We start from the raw sequence: 14,984 nt of genomic DNA, 5'->3' as shown, positions 1-14,984 counted from the left end.
ACAAAAGAACAAGCGAACGGGGCCGGTGCGCCCTGTCACGACGGAACGGATTCAATGCTCTGAGCGCGCGTGCCGTTCCAGTGCTGGAGGCGCAGCCCCGCCTCGTCCAAACGGGCAAAGGTCCGTCGTTCGTACCAGTTGCCGGTGTTGAGATACACCCCGTCCGGGCCGCGGTCCAGGGCCGGTTCGTGGCCGTGCCCCAGCACGACCCCGTCCAGCGCCTCGTGCCGGAGGAGCCTGTGGGCCTGTGTTCGGAGGCGGGCCGGCGTGGCCGCGTCCGTCTCGTCCGGGTCGTGGAGCCGCCGGCTCACCCAGCGCGCAAGGCCAAGCCCGATGTCCGCGGGCAGCAGCGACCGGTAGAGCCGCACCGGCACCGGATGGCGGAGCAGGGCCCGCACCCAGGAGCGCGGCGGGTCGGTTGCCGCCAGGCCGTCGCCGTGCGCGAGGTGGAGGCGTCGCCCGAAGTGGGTCGCCTCGATCGAGTCGGGAATGAGCGTGACCCCCAACTCCTCCGAGAAGTGATCCTGGTGCCACGGATCGTGGTTGCCGAGCAGGTACGTCACCGGAATCCCCCGATCGGTCCAGCGCGCAAGCAGGCCTTGAAACCGAACGAACCCTTTCGGGACGAGGTGGCGATATTCGATGTACCCGTCAAACACGTCGCCCAGCAGGTACAGATGGTCGATGTCCGACGCGTGGGCCTTCAGGCACTCGACGAGCGCCGCCTCCTTCGTCCGCTCCGCCGAGCGGGCCCCGCGCCCAAAGTGCATGTCGGAAACAAAGAGAACCACGGGACCGAACAGGAAGGCGACGAGTGACGCGATGGTGATGGGGCCCGTCCCCCGCCGCCCGAACGCACGGCCCCGCAGGCTGTACGATTGTTAACTGGATCCGCACTGCCGTGCGGTTTTCTCCCCCTCCGAACAAGACGTTCTTATCGCATGCCGCAACGCACCCAGTACCGGCCGCCCACTCGGGTCTCGGTGATGCCGCCGGTGATTAAGAACCTCCTCATCCTCAACGGCCTGTTCTTCCTGGCCCAGTTTGTGGCGGCCGAGACGCTGGCGCGGTCCTCAATGCTGGCGAGCGTGCTGGACCTCATGCCCCTCTACCCGCCCGGCACCGCCGGTCCCGACTTCTGGCCCTGGCAGTTGGTGTCCTACGGCTTCCTGCACGGGAGCTTTGGGCACCTGTTCTTCAATATGTTCGCCCTCTGGATGTTTGGGGTTCAGATCGAAAACCGCTGGGGCTCGCAGCGATTCGTGTTTTTCTACTTCGCGTGCGTCATCGGCGCCGCCCTCACCCACCTCGCGTTCGTGAGCGCGCCGATTCCGACGGTGGGGGCCTCGGGCGGGGTGTACGGCATCCTGCTGGCCTTCGGCATGATGTTTCCGAATCAGCCAATCTACATCTGGTTTCTGTTTCCGATCAAGGCCAAGTGGCTCGTCGCCGGGTTTGGAGCGCTGGAGCTCTACTCGGCGGTCACGGGCACACAGGCGGGGGTGGCCAACTTTGCTCACCTCGGCGGCATGGTGATTGGTTTTCTCCTCATCCAGTACTGGCGGGGCAAGCTGCCGGTGCAGCCGGATCGGGTGATGCGGTGGTAAGAGGATCCGGGGAGCGACTGGCCGCATCGAGGTCGGCTCATTCTCCGACCGTACGCCTACTTCGACAGTCGAACCGGGAGACGTGATGCGTGAGACGTGAGTTTTCAGAATCACGCATCACTCCTCACGCATCACACTGTCCAACGACGCCAAATACGAGGAATATGACGATCGCTCACCGAACGCAAACCGGACAATCGGGACTGCCCCCCGAGCAAACCTTGCCCTCACTCCGCGGTATAAGGCGGTGTATTTAGGAAACGGCACGTCCAGAACGGCGCCTTTTCCTCGTTTTGCCTTTGATTGGGGTCAACAGCCCAGCCATCGACCGTGTACGACTTCAAGACGTGGTACTACCAGCAGCCGCCGGCGCTGCGCACCATCATCACGATTAACGTCGTGGTGTGGGTGGCCCTGCAGTTCCTCAACCTGTGGAGCACCGGGCTCATGTTCGTCCGGTCGCACCTGGCGCTGCACCCGGTGTTTCCGGACATCCTGCTGGAGCCCTGGCAGTTGGTGACATACAGCTTCATGCACACCGGGCTGTTCCACATCGGGATCAACATGCTCCTGCTCTTCTGGGTGGGGCGCGAGTTTGAGCGGATGCACGGGTCGGACCAGTTCTGGAGCGTCTACCTCACGACGGCCGTCGGCGGCGCGCTCATCTGCCTGCTCCTGAGCCCGATCGCGCCCAGCATTTCGGGCGGGATGCAGGGCGGGCGGAGCATTCCGGTGCTGGGGGCCTCCGCCTCGGTGCTCGGGGTCCTGACAACCGTGGCGATCCTGTACCCGTACAAGCAGATCCGACTGCTTTTCTTCGGGGTCGTGCCCCTCCTGTGGGTCGTCATTGGGTTTCTGGGCATCGACGCGTTGATGGCGCTGCGCCCTGGCGGCAACACGGCCGTCGCGGCCCACTGGGGCGGCGCGCTCACCGGCTTCCTCTATGCGAAGAATCAGCAGGGTGCCCTCGGGACGCTGCCGGGGATCGGTGTTCTGTTTCGGGGCCGCTCCTCCCGCCGCTCCGGCTCCGGGCTGTGGGCCCGCGTCACGGGCTGGTTCCAGTCCTCGTCCTCTTCGGGCTCTTCTTCCTCAGGCTCCGCCCCCACGCAGCGCCCCGTCGACACGAACGGGGCCTCGGCCCCGTCCTCCGGGCATACCAAGGAGGTGGACCGCATCCTCGACAAAATCAGTGAGGAGGGGTACGACGCGCTCAGTGAGGAGGAGAAGCGGACCCTGTACGAGGCCAGCGAGTCGTGACGGCCCAGAAGCACGGGACGCCCCTCACGCGCCGGTCGTGGGGCCCCGACACGGGGGCCCACCGCGGACATGGAATCCACTTTTGCTCTCTCTGCCTTCACACCCCCTTTCGTCACTAAGTTCGCCCCGGTCTATGGAACGTCCTCGTCGCTCGTCCCGCCCCGTTCAGGTTGGTGATGTCCAAATCGGAGGCGGGGCGCCGATCTCCGTGCAAACCATGACCGTCTCGAAGACGCACGAGGTGGAGACGACCCTCGAAGAAATTGAGCGGGTGGCGGACGCGGGCGCCGACATCGTGCGCGTGGCCGTGCCCCGTCCCGAAGACGCCGACGCGCTCGAAGACATCGTGCAGGGGGCGCCCGTGCCCGTCGTGGCCGACATTCACTTCAACTACCAGTACGCCCTCAAGGCCATCGAGGCGGGCATCCACAAGGTGCGCATCAACCCCGGTAACATCGGGAAGCGCGAGTGGGAACGCGAGGTGCTGGAGGCCGCAAAGGAGGCCGGCGTCCCGATCCGGATTGGCGTCAACTCCGGCTCCCTGGAGGAGGACATCCTCGACAAGCACGGCTACCCCAAGCCGCAGGCCCTCTTCGAGAGCGCGATGCGCCACGTGGAGGTCTGCAGGCGCAACGACTTCGAGGACATCGTCATCTCGGTGAAGCACTCCGACCCCTACATGATGATTCAGGCCTACCGCAAGGTGGCCGAGGAGACGGACTACCCGCTGCACCTAGGCGTCACAGAGAGCGGCAGTCTCGACACCGGCACGGTCAAGAGCTCCATCGGCATCGGCTCGCTGCTGGCCGACGGCATTGGCGACACGATTCGCGTCTCCCTCGCCGCCGACCCGGTGGAGGAGGTGAAGGTGGGGCACCGCATTCTCAAGTCGCTAGGGATCGGGCGGCCCGGCGTCAATATCATCGCGTGCCCCACCTGCGGGCGGCTCGTGGGCGATCTCTTCTCGGTCGTGGAAGAGGTCGAAGAGGCCGTGGCCGAGAAGAGCTTCGACAAGAACCTCGACGTGGCCCTCATGGGCTGCGCCGTCAACGGCCCCGGCGAGGCCGAAGGGGCCGACCTCGGCGTTTCTCTGGGACGGGGCCGCGCGCACTTCTTCAAGCACGGCGAGGTGGTGGACACCGTCCCGGAGGACGAAATCGTGGATACTGTCCTGGAGGCCATCGAGAACTGGGACGAGGAGGACGAGTCGGGCGACGAGGACCCCGCCGCGGGCGCCACCGGAGACGGCGCCCCGACAGGCGACGAGGCCGCCGACGAAGACGCCGCGGAGGCGACCGGCGTCACCAAGCCGGACCTTCCGACGTCGTAGATTCCGGGCGTCGTAGATTCCGGGCGTCGTCGCTCCTCGCCCCGACGCGCCCGCCAGATGCCCCTACGTCCCCACCGTTAAGTCGGCGCGGCTGTCGCGAAGGGCCCGTGCGGAATCGCGGAGGGCCTCTCGCTCCTCGTCGCTGAGCCCCGGATCCACGCGTTTCTCCATGCCCTCCAGCCCCACGACGCACGGGACGCTCAGGCACACGTCGTCGATGCCGTACGCGCCGTCGGGCCGTGTGCTGACGGGCAGCACGTTCTGCTGATCCTCGAGCACGGCACGGACGATGCGGGCAATGACGAGGCCGATGGCCGTGTCCGTGTGGCCCTTCCGGTCGATGATTTCGTAGGCCGCATCGCGCGCCTGCTCAAAAATCGACTGCATCGCCTCTTCCTCCCACTCCTTCCCCAGCACGGTTTCCCCGCGGATCTTCTGGCCCCCGATCGTGGCGTTGCTCCAGATGGGCACCTCGGAGTCGCCGTGCTCCCCGAGGATGTACGCATGCACCGAGCGAGGGTCCACGCCGTAGTGCCGCCCGAGCAGCGCCCGGAAGCGGGCCGTGTCCAGCAGCGTACCGGTGCCCAGGATGCGCCGGTTCGGCCGGCTGCTCAGCTCCTGGCAGATGTAGGTGAGCACATCGACGGGGTTCGTCGCCACCACGAGGATGGCGTTCGGCGCGTGCTTGTCGAGTTGGATGATAATTTCGCGGAAGATTTCCGCGTTGCGTTGCAGCAGCCCGAGCCGCGTCTCGTCCGGCGACTGCTGACTTGCCCCCGCCGAGAGGACGATGATTTGGGCGTTGCTGAGGGCCGCGTACTCGACCGCGCGGCACGTGATGCCCCCCACCAGTTGCTGGCCGTGCATCAGGTCCATGGCCTCCCCCTCGGCCCGGCGGGTATCCTGGTCGAGAAGCAGGATTTCACTGGCGAGGCTCTGGTTGAACATGGCGTAGGCGGCCGCGGTGCCGACGTTGCCGGTGCCGACGATGCCGACGGTGCGTCGCTGAATCATGGGACAAGCGAGCGTTGTGGGGACGAATCGAGAATCCCTCGCCGGACTACCCGGCGAGGATGATGAGTGCAATGGTGGCGAGGAAGCTCAGCACGGCAAACAGCGACACAGTGAGCGAGAGGGTCGTGCTCGTTCGTGCCTGTGTGGCCGGCCCCGCGATCCGGGCCGCCGCCCGCGGGTTTTTGCCCTCGGGCGCACGCTCGTCGTCCGTCGGCGGCGCAACGACGAACGGCACCGGATCGCTCCAGGGCCCGGGCTCGGCCACGCGGAAGAGCGGGCGCACACGCCAGCGAAACGACGTGCCCGTTCCGGACAGCGTGTCGTAGAGGGTAACCGACGTGGTCTGGTCAACCGTACAGTCGACGACCGGGTCCTCAGGGGCGTCGGCCGGCGCCACCTGAAGCTGGTACCCAGTGGCCTCCGGCACGGCCTCCCACGTAAACGGAACGGCGCTCTGGTCGAGCGGGGGATTCTGATCGCTCGTGGGGTGGAGCGGCACCGGCGGCGCCTCCACCCGGACCGTGCCCGCCGCGGACTCCAGCTCCGCGGACGGGGCCGCAAAGCGGGCCGGCCCGCTCCAGTCGGACCGGGCCTCGTCCGCCCCCTCTGCCCGCACGCGCCAACAGGCCGTGGCGTCCGCGTCCGGGAGCACGGCCCCGAGCGACACAGCGGTGCCGCGATCCATGATCTCGTCGTAGTGGACGGCCTCGAAGGCCTCCGTGCGTGCGATCTGGACCCGATAGCGGGTCGCGTCGGGCACCGGCGTCCAGTCGAACACCGGCGTGTCGGTGTCGACCGGGCGGCCCGCCACGGGCCGGGTGGGACACGGCGCCGGGAGCGTCGCGGGGGGCGATTCCTGGTACGGGGTGGGGGGAGACGTGGTCATGAATGTGTAAACCGATGCAGAAGAGCGGCGAACGGGAGCAGTCCCAATGTGGGTCCCAATGTGAGCAGTCCCAATGTAATGAAGGCGGCCGACGGCGTCCATCCCAGGCAGCGAGGCGCAACCGCATGGCCCCCGCTTTCGATGCGGCTACGCCGCGTCGTCGGGCGGGCCGAGGAGCGATGGGCCGGAGGCTCGTACCAGGAACAGGGGACGGGTTACCCGCCCCAGCACGCGCGTGCCGACCGGCCCGAGCGGGCCCTCTTCTGCGTCACTGCCGTGGGCGGAGAGTACCATCAAGTCCACGTCGCCCTGGTTCGCAAAGCGGCTAATCTGATCCGCGGCGGCGCCGCGCATGATGTGGGACTGCACCTGTACGCCCGCCGCCTCGCCTTCCTGCAGGAAGGCGCGGAGCCGGCGGCGCCCGCGCCGCTCCAACAGCGTCGTGGCCCCTAACGAAAGGCGATCCGTCGGTGTTAGGGCCACGTACGGGACGGACTCGATCACGTGCAGGACATCGATGGCGGCGTCGTACAGGCGGGCCAGCGCCACGGCGTGCCGGAAGGCGCGGAGGGCGGAGGCGGACAGGTCGGTGGGGACGAGGAGACGCTGAATGGCGTCCGGGTCGTCCTGGCGCTCCACAATAAAAACGGGACGGTCGAGGCGCCGGGTGAGGGCCCGGGTCAGGTCGGTGGCAAGCGGCGGAACCGGCCCACGGTCGAGCGGGGTGTCGGCCACCACGAGGTCGATGTCCGCGTCCCCCACGTACTGGAGCACCGCCGTCACGGAGCGGGGTTGTGTCTCGACGACGTGCGCCGGCACCGCCGCCTCTGCCCCGGAGCCCGGATCCGACCCCGTCGGGCCGGCGGCCCGGCCGGACGGGAGGGGCATCACGTGCAGCGTCGCCCCGGTGCGACGGGCCAGCTGCGCGGCCTGTGTGCCGGCCGCCGACGTGGACGACCCCAAACACAGAATGTGGGCGGCGTGGAGCATTGCGGGCCGGGACGGGTGACGAGAAGGCGCTGCCGCCAATGAAGACGGACGCGACGAACTCTGCTCCGCAAAAAGCATTAGTAAAAAGCGTCTTGTGGATTGCTTCGTCGGTCCGGCAGCCGCTCCATTCCGTCGTAGGAGCTTCCAGAGAGCGACCGTGGGGGCACGCCCCACGTCCCCGGCACCACGCCACGCCGCCTCGTTGCTCTCGGTGCCTCTATGCTTCGCCCCCTGTTCGCCCGCATGCCCCTCCCTTCGCGACGTATTCCCCTCTACGTCGGCCTCGGCCTGCTGTCCGGGGCGTTCTTTCTCCTGGACTGGATGCTCCCGATGGGGGCGACCGTGGAGATGCTTCAGGTCGCGGTCATTCTGCTGACCCTCTTTCTCGAAGGGCGGGGCCCTACGATCGGATTTGGCCTCCTGACGACGGCGTTCGTCGGGCTCGGGTGCGCCCTTGAGTTCGCGGCCTCCGTCCCCGCCGAGGCGCTCATGGAGCGCGGCCTGGTGCTGGCCGGCCTCTGGACCGCAGTGGCGGTGGTGCTCCGCTACAAGCGCGTGCGCCAGGCCCAGCGCGAGAGCGAGGCGAAGGCCCAGGCCATCCTCGAAACGACGGTCGACGGCATCATCACGATCGACGCGGACGGGGAGATCGAGTCGTTCAACGAAGCCGCCGAGGACATCTTCGGGTACGACGCCGAAGAGGTGATCGGGAAGAACGTGAAGGTGCTCATGCCGCCCCCGTACCGCGACGAGCACGACGAGTACCTTCGGAACTACCACGAGACCGGGCGCAAGCGCATCATCGGCATTGGACGAGAGGTATGGGGCCGTCGCAAGGACGGATCCACCTTCCCGATGGACCTGGCCGTGAGCGAAGTGGAATTGGGCGATCGAATCCTCTTCACCGGCATCGTGCGCGACATTAGCGAGCGGCGCCGGCTCGAGAAGGAAATCCTGGAGATCAGCGAAGAGGAGCGCCGCCGCATTGGACAGGACCTGCACGACGGCCTCGGGCAGATGCTGACCGGCATCGGCCTGCTGAGTCAGGACCTGGCCCGGCAGCTGGAGGAGGAGGGCCACGAGCGCGCCGCGGACATGGCCGAGATCACCGACCACGTCAAGGAGGCCGACCAGTACGCCCGCGACCTGTCGCACGGCCTCATTCCGGTGGACGTGGAGGCCAACGGCCTGACCGAGGCCCTGCGCCGCCTGTCCCAGAATGCCGTGCGGATGTTCAACGTGGCGTGTTCGTTCCGGGAGGTCGACACCGTTCTCGTCCACAACAACACCGTTGCGACGCACCTTTACCGCATCGCCCAGGAGGCCGTGAGCAACGCCGTGCGCCACGGCGAGGCCGACAACATCAAGGTCATTCTCGCCTCCGGCGACGAGCAGATCCGCCTTCAGGTGCGGGACGACGGCACCGGCTTCGATCCCGGCGTGTCGGACGGGTCCGGGATGGGGGTCCACATCATGCAGTACCGCGCCCGCATCATCGGAGGGGGCCTCGAGATCACGAGCGACCCCGGAGACGGAACGGTGGTGACCTGCACGATCCCCCGAACGGCCGATGTGCCCGTGGACGAGGCCTCGTCCCCCGTGCCGGCCGAGTCGTAAAGCACGTCGGGACGTGCCACCGTCGGGCGATCCCCCACAGGGGGAGACGACGGGCGCCCGGTACAGACGCCCGGCCCGCCTCGGTACTTTCTGTTTCCCGCAACACACGTTATCCTGTCTGGTGACCGCACGAGGCCATCTGGATCGGAGCCGGGATGCACGTTTTCTTCTTTTGCCGCCACACCGCGCCCTCCCATGGAAGACATCGCCCTGGTTGACGACCATCCGCTTCTGCGAAAGGGCCTGGCCCGCACCATCGAGGCGGAGGCCGACCTCAACGTGGCCGGCCAGATGGACAGCGCCGAGGAGGCCCTCAGCGAGATCGAGGACCTGGCCCCCGACCTCGTCATCGTGGACATTTCCCTGCCCGGCATGAGCGGGATGGAGCTCATCAAGCACCTCCAATCGCGGGTGCCCGACGTGCAGATTCTTGTCGTCTCGCGACACGACGAGACCCTCTACGCCGAGCGCTGCATCCGGGCCGGGGCGCGGGGCTACGTAATGAAGCAGGAGGCCGGCGACGACATTGTGCAGGCCATCCGGAAGGTGCTCAACGACCGCATCTTCGTCAGCGAAGAGATCAACGAGCGACTGCTACAGAGCATGGCCGAGGGCGGGCGCGAGCGCATCATGCAGTCGCCGCTCGAGGTGCTGAGCGACCGCGAACTGGAGGTGTTTGAGCTGACGGGCCAGGGCCTCTCGACGCGCGAAATCGCCGAGCGGCTCCACCTGTCCGTCAAGACCGTCGAGTCGTACCGGGCCCGGATCAAGAACAAGCTCAACCTCGACTCCGCCAACGAGCTCATGAAGCACGCCGTGCAGTGGGTGGAAAGCGAAGAGAGCACGTAACCTCGTTCCCTCACCGTTTCGTCTCTGATTCTGTCCCCCTTCCGATGCTCAACATTGACACCATTCTATTCCCGACCGACTTCTCCTCGGTGGCCGAGGACGCATTCGCCCACGCCGCGCACCTGGCGCTGCGGTCCGGCGCTACGATCTGCGTGTTCAACGTGGTGACGCCGGACGACGGGGACGCGTCCAACCCCATGGACTTCTTGCCGGTGACCCCCGTGGAGGGGGGCGCGGTCGACGACGCGGCCCCCCAGCGCGTGGAGGTCCAAACCGTGACGCAGGAGCGTGGCACGGTGCCGGTCGTGTACGCCCAGACGGACAGCACCTCGCCCGAGACGGCGATCGTGGAGCAGGCCACCGAGCACGACATGGACCTCGTGGTGATGGGCACCCACGGCCGGCAGGGCATGGACCGTCTGCTGAGCGGGAGCGTGGCCGAAGAGGTGGTGCGCCAGGCGCCCTGCCCGGTGTTTACGGTCCTCGCGGACGACGAGGACGCCCCCGCCCGAACGCCGATCGACCGCGTGCTCGTGCCTGTCGACCTGTCGGAGCAGTCGCCCCTCGTGGTGGACCACGCCACGGCCCTGGCGGACGCCTACGGCGCGTCGATCGACCTCCTGCACGTGGTCGAAGAGGCGACCTTCCCGACCGCGTACGGCATCGATCCGCTCGCTCCCTCCCAGCCCGACGTGCAGGAGCGGGCCCGCGAGGCCCTCGAGGCGCTGGCGGCGGACCTCGGCGACGTCGACGCGCCAATCGACACGCACGTGCTCGCCGGCTACGCCGCCCGCGACATCGTGGATTTCGCCGCGGACCACGCCGCCGACCTGGTCGTGATGGCGACGCACGGCCGCACGGGGCTCCAGCGCTTCCTCATCGGGAGCGTGGCGGAGAAGGTGACACGAAGCGCCTCCTGCCCTGTCTTCACCGTGAAAAGCTTCGGGAAGTCGCTCGTCCCGTCCCGAGACGGCGAGGACGCGTAGCGCGGGCCGGCTTCCGGCCTTGTCGGGGGGACCGCGGGGGCGCCCAGTCGGCCCGGCCGCCCCTCCCTGCCCGAACGCGCCCCTTCACTACTCCCAGAGCCGCCCCCACACTCCTCGTGCGCGGCGGAATAGAGACCGAGCGTGGCCACGCATCCGCGACGCGAGCGGCCCGAGGGCCTCAGCGAGCCGCCCGCGCAACTCTTCGCTCGCCAGCACCAGCCGCGCTCGTCGCCAGGCCACACTGTCCCGAAACTGCCGCGCCACCTCCTCCTCCGACATGGATTCCGGCAGGTAAAGGGCCCGACGGACCCGACGGGCGACCTTCGCCTCCCGGTCGGTGAGAGAACGGGGACCGTTCGGGCCGGAGAAAGGGGGCCTCATGGTCGGAGGGATTATTTGCAGATGCACGACATGACCGCGCGGCGGACAGGTATACTGTGGCCCCAAAGACGTTCAGCGGGCCCTGCCGACAGCCTCAAGATATTGGGGGATGGTAACGCTTGCGGGGAGACACTGCCACGGCCCGAGAATTACAGAAAGCAGACCTGGCGGCACTGCCAGTACCAGTTTTCTTGCCCCTTTCCCCAATCCGGTTCCATCCCCACCATGGCCAACGAACAGAAATCGCTCCTCGCTCGCCTGCACGCAAAGCCCGACAAGGTGGAGGAGGTCCGCACCTTCCTTGAGGACGCCCTTCCGCTCGCCGAGGACGAAGAGAAGACCGTCTCCTGGTACGCCCTCCAGATCGACGACACCACCTTCGGCATCTTCGACACCTTCGCGGGCGAAGAGGGCCGACAGGCACACCTCGACGGCGACATTGCTGCGGCCCTGATGGAGCACGCCGACGAGCTTCTCGAGGAGCCGCCCCAGATCGAGCACGTAGATGTCCTGGCGGCCAAGTAGCGCAGGTTGCGGGCCGGCCCCCGGCGGCGGACGGCCGTAGTCGGCACGGGCCGCCGGGGCCCACCCCTCGATCGTGTGTGCGGGGCTGGCAACCGACGCATCGCCGCGGGCATCCTTCGTGCTCCGCGTTTCCCTCCAGACACGGCCCCTTCTCCGAGGCCACCCGGACGTGCCCCTAGGACACCGACACGCGCGAGAGTTCGTCCCAGAAGCCCGGAAACGACACGCGGGCGCACTCGGCGTCCGAGATGGTGGTGGTGCCGTGCGCCACGAGGCCGGCCACGCCCATTGCCATGGCAATGCGGTGGTCATCGTGGCTCGTCACCGCGGCCCCCAACAGATTGGGGCCGTTGCCGTCGATGATAAGGCCGTCCTCTCGCTCCTGCACCTTCGCCCCCAGCGCCTCCAGGTTCTGCGCCATCGCGTGGAGGCGGTCGGTCTCCTTCACGCGCAGCTCCTCCGCGTCCCGAATCTCAGTGCGCCCCTCCGCGCAGGCCGCGGCCACGGCGATGACGGGAATCTCGTCGATGAGATTGGGGATGAGACGCCCCCCGATGTCGATGCCGGAGAGCGACGCGGAGCGGACGGTGATGTCGCCCACCGGCTCGCTGCCCTGCACGCGCTCGTTCTCAACCGTAATGTCGGCCCCCATCCCGTCCAGCACGTCGAGCAGGGCCGTGCGCGACGGGTTGAGGCCCACGTCGTCGAGGTGCAGCTCGCTGTCGGGCACCAGCGTGCCAGCCACCAGGAAGAAGGCCGCCCCCGAGAAATCGCCGGGCACCGACCAGTCGACGGCCGGCACGGTGTGGTCCTCCTCCACGATGATGTGCCGTTCGCCGCCCACCTCCTGCACCTCCAGGCCCAGCATGCGCTCGGTGTGGTCGCGCGAGGGGGTCGTCTCGATCACAACGGTGCGCCCCGACGCGTACAGCCCGGCGAGCAGCACGCACGACTTGACCTGGGCCGAGGCCACCGGCAGCCGGTACTCGAGGGGCCGCAGTCCGTCCGAACGCTGCGGGCGGATGCGGATGGGCGCGTGTCCACTTCGTAGGTCAATCCGTGCCCCCATGGCCTGCAGGGGGTCGGCAATGCGCTCCATCGGCCGCTGCTGCAGGGACTCGTCCCCGGTCAGGACGCTCCCAAACTCCTGGCCGGCCATCATGCCCGAGAGCAGGCGCATGGTGGTGCCGGAGTTTCCACAGTCGAGCGGCTCGCTCGGCGGGTGCAACCCCCCGAGCCCGCGGCCGTGGATCGCGAGCACGCCCTCGTCGTTCCGGCCGGCCTCGATTCCGAGGGTACGCACACAGTCGAGGGTCGACTGCGGATCGGCCGAGTCGGGAAAGTTGTACACCCGCGAGCGCCCCGTCCCGAGCGCCGACAGGAGGGCGGAGCGGTGCGAGATCGACTTGTCGGCGGGCAGGGACACGGTGCCGCGCAGGGAGGCGGCCTGATCGATCGTCTGAACCATGGGCGGTGGGGATGATTGGCGAGAAGTGAAGAGGACTCTGACAAGCCAAACTGGGACTCGTTGGGGGAGCGCCTCGTTCGGCTCGACACGGGGACGCGGAGAACGGAGGACGCGGCCTCACTGCGTCCCTTTTTTCCATGTCTATTTGGTCAAATTAGCTTGTGGCATGATAGGAATCAGACCTCCCAGGATCGAACCAGATGACAGGCCGAGCCGTCGTCGTCCAGCTCTTTCACATTCTTCCCCTCTCCTACACTCCCTCTCTCCCATTCGCCCGTTCCCCCACACCCGAAACTACCACAGCGGCGTCTCGGCGGTCTCCGCCAGCGGAAAGTCGTCCGTCACGGACCGGAGCAGGTCCTGCTTCTGCTGGTGCGGCAGGAACGCGTACCGGAACCCGTTGAGGGCAATCTCGCGGAGATGGCGCGCCTCCAGGTTGCAGTGCTGGTGCACGCGCCAGAGCTCTTTCGTCACCGAGGTGCGGCTGAAGAGCCGATTGTCGGTGTTGACGGTGACCGGAATGTTGGACCGCACGTACGTTTCGATGGGGTGGGCCTCCAGGCTCGGCACCGCCTGCGTGTCCACGTTGCTGGTCGGGCAGATTTCGAGCGGGATGCGGTGGTCAGCAAAGTACTGCATGAGCTCCGGGTCCTTCCGCAGCGAGATGCCGTGCCCGATGCGGTGCGCCCCGCAGTAGAAGAGCGCCTGGCGGATGGAGTCGGGGCCCCAGGCCTCCCCGGCGTGGATCGTGAGGTTGAGGAGGTTGTTGCGGGCCCGGTAGAACGCGTGGAGGTGTCCCTTCGGCGGATTCCCCGCCTCGCCCCCCGCCAGGTCAAACGCCACGACCCCTTCGTGCTGATACTCGACGGCCAGCTCCGCCAGCCGCATCGATGCACTCTCGAACCGATCCCGAAGGCCGCAGACGATGAGGGAGGTCGTAATGTCGAAGTCCGCCTCCGCCCGCCGAAGCCCCTCGATCACCGCGTCGTTCACAGCCTCGAGGGACAGGTCCGACTCGACGTGAAGGATGGGCGAATACCGCACCTCCAGGTACCGGACGTTCTCCGCCGCGTTGTCCGCCGCCAGCTCGTAGGCCGTCCGCCGGAGCGCCGCTTCGGTCTGGAGCAGCGGAATCGTGTAGTCGAACCAGGCGAGATAGGCCTCCAGGGTGCCGGACGCTTCCACCTGCCGGAGCTCATCGCGGAGCCCCTCCACGCTGTCGGCGGGGAGCACGCTCATTTTGCCCTGCTGCTGCGCCAGGTCGAGCATCGTCTCCAGCCGCACCGAGCCGTCGAGGTGGCAGTGCAGTTCGGCCTTCGGCCAGCTCCGAATGTCGTCTTGGGTAAGCGTCGCGGCGTCGGGGGCGGGGGTCGAGGACATCGGCATGGGGGGCGCATCACGAAGAACAGACGAGCATCGCCGGTGCCCGAGCGAGCGGTCCGGGGCACATGGCGAAAAAAGTTTTCCACCGATACATGCCCGCACGGGGGGCTGTTTCGGGAACCGCGTTCATCTTTGCGGAGGCCACACAGGCTGGAACCCCCATTCCCCCACCTCGTTTGCCTCGTGTCCGATCACAAGTGACGCTTCCGGCGCTGTCGGTCGTGTCTGCCCGCCTCGAGGCAGCCGACAGGCCGGAACGTGCGTGCTCTTTTTCTTCCCACCAAGCCCTCCACGATTCCCATGGGCGGCATCGGCTTTCCCGAACTGATTATCATTTTCTTGGTCCTACTGCTCGTGTTCGGGGCGAAGCGGATCCCCGAAATTGCGCGCGGCATCGGCAAGGGCATCCGGGAGTTCAAGAGCGCGACGAACGAAATCTCCCGCGAGATCGAGAACGAGGGTCAGGGGCGTCAGATCAACGAGCCGCAGGCCCCGCAGCAGGGCGCCCCCCAGCCCCGTCAGGGCCAACAGCAGCGCCCACAGGGACAGCCCCAGGACCGTCCCTCGGAGCCGGCCGCCGAAGAGCCGGCGGACGGCGGCTCGCAGTCTCCAGGCGCCACCGAGTCGAACGCTCAGGGGCAGGAGAAGGAGCAGCCCTCCTAGCCGCCACCCGGGCTCGCTGGAGCCGGGC

The 14,984-nt window shown here is 67.5% G+C and carries 15 protein-coding genes; 8 read left to right on the top strand and 7 right to left on the bottom strand.

What is annotated here, in order from left to right; genetic code table 11:
* Positions 1-35 precede the first annotated feature (35 nt).
* Entirely contained in the window at positions 36-791 is a 756-nt protein-coding gene (locus SRU_RS03640; protein ID WP_011403456.1) for a UDP-2,3-diacylglucosamine diphosphatase, read from the bottom strand.
* 150 nt (positions 792-941) lie between these two features.
* Between SRU_RS03640 and SRU_RS03635 the strand changes: the two genes are divergently transcribed.
* The 3 genes from SRU_RS03635 (at position 942) to ispG (ending at position 4,194) form a co-directional block, all read left to right on the top strand.
* Positions 942-1,607, top strand: a complete 666-nt coding sequence (locus SRU_RS03635) for a rhomboid family intramembrane serine protease (protein WP_043552007.1) — start codon at positions 942-944, stop codon at positions 1,605-1,607.
* 330 nt (positions 1,608-1,937) lie between these two features.
* Positions 1,938-2,864, top strand: a complete 927-nt coding sequence (locus SRU_RS03630; protein WP_237701911.1) for a rhomboid family protein — start codon at positions 1,938-1,940, stop codon at positions 2,862-2,864.
* Between the two features lie 133 nt (positions 2,865-2,997).
* On the top strand, positions 2,998-4,194 hold the full coding sequence (ispG, locus tag SRU_RS03625) for a flavodoxin-dependent (E)-4-hydroxy-3-methylbut-2-enyl-diphosphate synthase (RefSeq protein WP_112903303.1): 1,197 nt from the start codon (positions 2,998-3,000) through the stop codon (positions 4,192-4,194).
* A 63-nt stretch (positions 4,195-4,257) separates the two neighbouring features.
* Here the strand turns inward: ispG and SRU_RS03620 are convergent, their stop codons facing one another.
* The 3 genes from SRU_RS03620 to SRU_RS03610 form a co-directional block, all read right to left on the bottom strand.
* Entirely contained in the window at positions 4,258-5,208 is a 951-nt protein-coding gene (locus SRU_RS03620; protein ID WP_011403452.1) for an L-lactate dehydrogenase, read from the bottom strand.
* A gap of 46 nt (positions 5,209-5,254) precedes the next feature.
* The gene (locus SRU_RS03615; protein WP_237701910.1) at positions 5,255-6,094 is read right to left on the bottom strand and encodes a DNA-binding protein; all 840 of its coding nucleotides are present in this window, start codon (positions 6,092-6,094) and stop codon (positions 5,255-5,257) included.
* 147 nt (positions 6,095-6,241) lie between these two features.
* Positions 6,242-7,084: a universal stress protein gene (locus SRU_RS03610; RefSeq protein WP_164923489.1), complete on the bottom strand. Its 843-nt coding sequence runs from the start codon at positions 7,082-7,084 to the stop codon at positions 6,242-6,244.
* A gap of 243 nt (positions 7,085-7,327) precedes the next feature.
* On the opposite strand from SRU_RS03610, the gene SRU_RS03605 reads away from it, so the two are divergent.
* From SRU_RS03605 to SRU_RS03595, 3 genes are all read left to right on the top strand, one after another.
* Complete coding sequence (locus SRU_RS03605; protein ID WP_237701908.1) at positions 7,328-8,701, top strand: PAS domain S-box protein; 1,374 nt, start codon at positions 7,328-7,330, stop codon at positions 8,699-8,701.
* A 195-nt stretch (positions 8,702-8,896) separates the two neighbouring features.
* Positions 8,897-9,550 carry a response regulator gene (locus tag SRU_RS03600; RefSeq protein ID WP_011403448.1) on the top strand — a complete coding sequence of 218 codons (654 nt, stop codon included), beginning with the start codon at positions 8,897-8,899 and terminating at the stop codon, positions 9,548-9,550.
* Positions 9,551-9,594: 44 nt separating this feature from the next.
* Entirely contained in the window at positions 9,595-10,536 is a 942-nt protein-coding gene (locus tag SRU_RS03595) for a universal stress protein (protein WP_013061282.1), read from the top strand.
* 87 nt (positions 10,537-10,623) lie between these two features.
* On the opposite strand, the gene SRU_RS03590 is transcribed toward SRU_RS03595, so the two are convergent.
* Positions 10,624-10,917, bottom strand: a complete 294-nt coding sequence (locus tag SRU_RS03590) for a hypothetical protein (protein WP_013061281.1) — start codon at positions 10,915-10,917, stop codon at positions 10,624-10,626.
* Positions 10,918-11,142: 225 nt separating this feature from the next.
* On the opposite strand from SRU_RS03590, the gene SRU_RS03585 reads away from it, so the two are divergent.
* Positions 11,143-11,442 (top strand): putative quinol monooxygenase, encoded by a 300-nt coding sequence (locus tag SRU_RS03585; protein WP_013061280.1) that lies wholly within the window; start codon positions 11,143-11,145, stop codon positions 11,440-11,442.
* 175 nt (positions 11,443-11,617) lie between these two features.
* On the opposite strand, the gene aroA is transcribed toward SRU_RS03585, so the two are convergent.
* Positions 11,618-12,910, bottom strand: coding sequence for a 3-phosphoshikimate 1-carboxyvinyltransferase (gene aroA / locus SRU_RS03580; protein WP_011403445.1), 1,293 nt, complete (start codon positions 12,908-12,910; stop codon positions 11,618-11,620).
* A 294-nt stretch (positions 12,911-13,204) separates the two neighbouring features.
* Complete coding sequence (gene add / locus SRU_RS03575; RefSeq protein WP_013061279.1) at positions 13,205-14,296, bottom strand: adenosine deaminase; 1,092 nt, start codon at positions 14,294-14,296, stop codon at positions 13,205-13,207.
* 255 nt (positions 14,297-14,551) lie between these two features.
* Between add and tatA the strand changes: the two genes are divergently transcribed.
* On the top strand, positions 14,552-14,956 hold the full coding sequence (gene tatA, locus SRU_RS03570) for a twin-arginine translocase TatA/TatE family subunit (RefSeq protein WP_011403443.1): 405 nt from the start codon (positions 14,552-14,554) through the stop codon (positions 14,954-14,956).
* Positions 14,957-14,984 lie beyond the last annotated feature (28 nt).

It is taken from the genome of Salinibacter ruber DSM 13855, from assembly GCF_000013045.1.
In the GTDB taxonomy this organism is placed as follows: Bacteria; Bacteroidota; Rhodothermia; order Rhodothermales; family Salinibacteraceae; genus Salinibacter; species Salinibacter ruber.
Note: the sequence above shows the minus strand (reverse complement) of the source record. Positions and strands in the feature narration are given on the sequence as shown.

Excerpts from the sequence above, each read along its gene's own strand:
- SRU_RS03605 (WP_237701908.1), top strand. The coding sequence starts at position 7,328 with ATGCCCCTCCCTTCGCGACGTATTCCCCTCTACGTCGGCCTCGGCCTG.
- SRU_RS03600 (WP_011403448.1), top strand. The coding sequence starts at position 8,897 with ATGGAAGACATCGCCCTGGTTGACGACCATCCGCTTCTGCGAAAGGGC.
- SRU_RS03620 (WP_011403452.1), bottom strand. The coding sequence starts at position 5,208 with ATGATTCAGCGACGCACCGTCGGCATCGTCGGCACCGGCAACGTCGGC.
- SRU_RS03595 (WP_013061282.1), top strand. The coding sequence starts at position 9,595 with ATGCTCAACATTGACACCATTCTATTCCCGACCGACTTCTCCTCGGTG.
- SRU_RS03610 (WP_164923489.1), bottom strand. The coding sequence starts at position 7,084 with ATGCTCCACGCCGCCCACATTCTGTGTTTGGGGTCGTCCACGTCGGCG.
- aroA (WP_011403445.1), bottom strand. The coding sequence starts at position 12,910 with ATGGTTCAGACGATCGATCAGGCCGCCTCCCTGCGCGGCACCGTGTCC.
- add (WP_013061279.1), bottom strand. The coding sequence starts at position 14,296 with ATGCCGATGTCCTCGACCCCCGCCCCCGACGCCGCGACGCTTACCCAA.
- SRU_RS03590 (WP_013061281.1), bottom strand. The coding sequence starts at position 10,917 with ATGAGGCCCCCTTTCTCCGGCCCGAACGGTCCCCGTTCTCTCACCGAC.
- SRU_RS03585 (WP_013061280.1), top strand. The coding sequence starts at position 11,143 with ATGGCCAACGAACAGAAATCGCTCCTCGCTCGCCTGCACGCAAAGCCC.
- SRU_RS03635 (WP_043552007.1), top strand. The coding sequence starts at position 942 with ATGCCGCAACGCACCCAGTACCGGCCGCCCACTCGGGTCTCGGTGATG.
- ispG (WP_112903303.1), top strand. The coding sequence starts at position 2,998 with ATGGAACGTCCTCGTCGCTCGTCCCGCCCCGTTCAGGTTGGTGATGTC.
- SRU_RS03615 (WP_237701910.1), bottom strand. The coding sequence starts at position 6,094 with ATGACCACGTCTCCCCCCACCCCGTACCAGGAATCGCCCCCCGCGACG.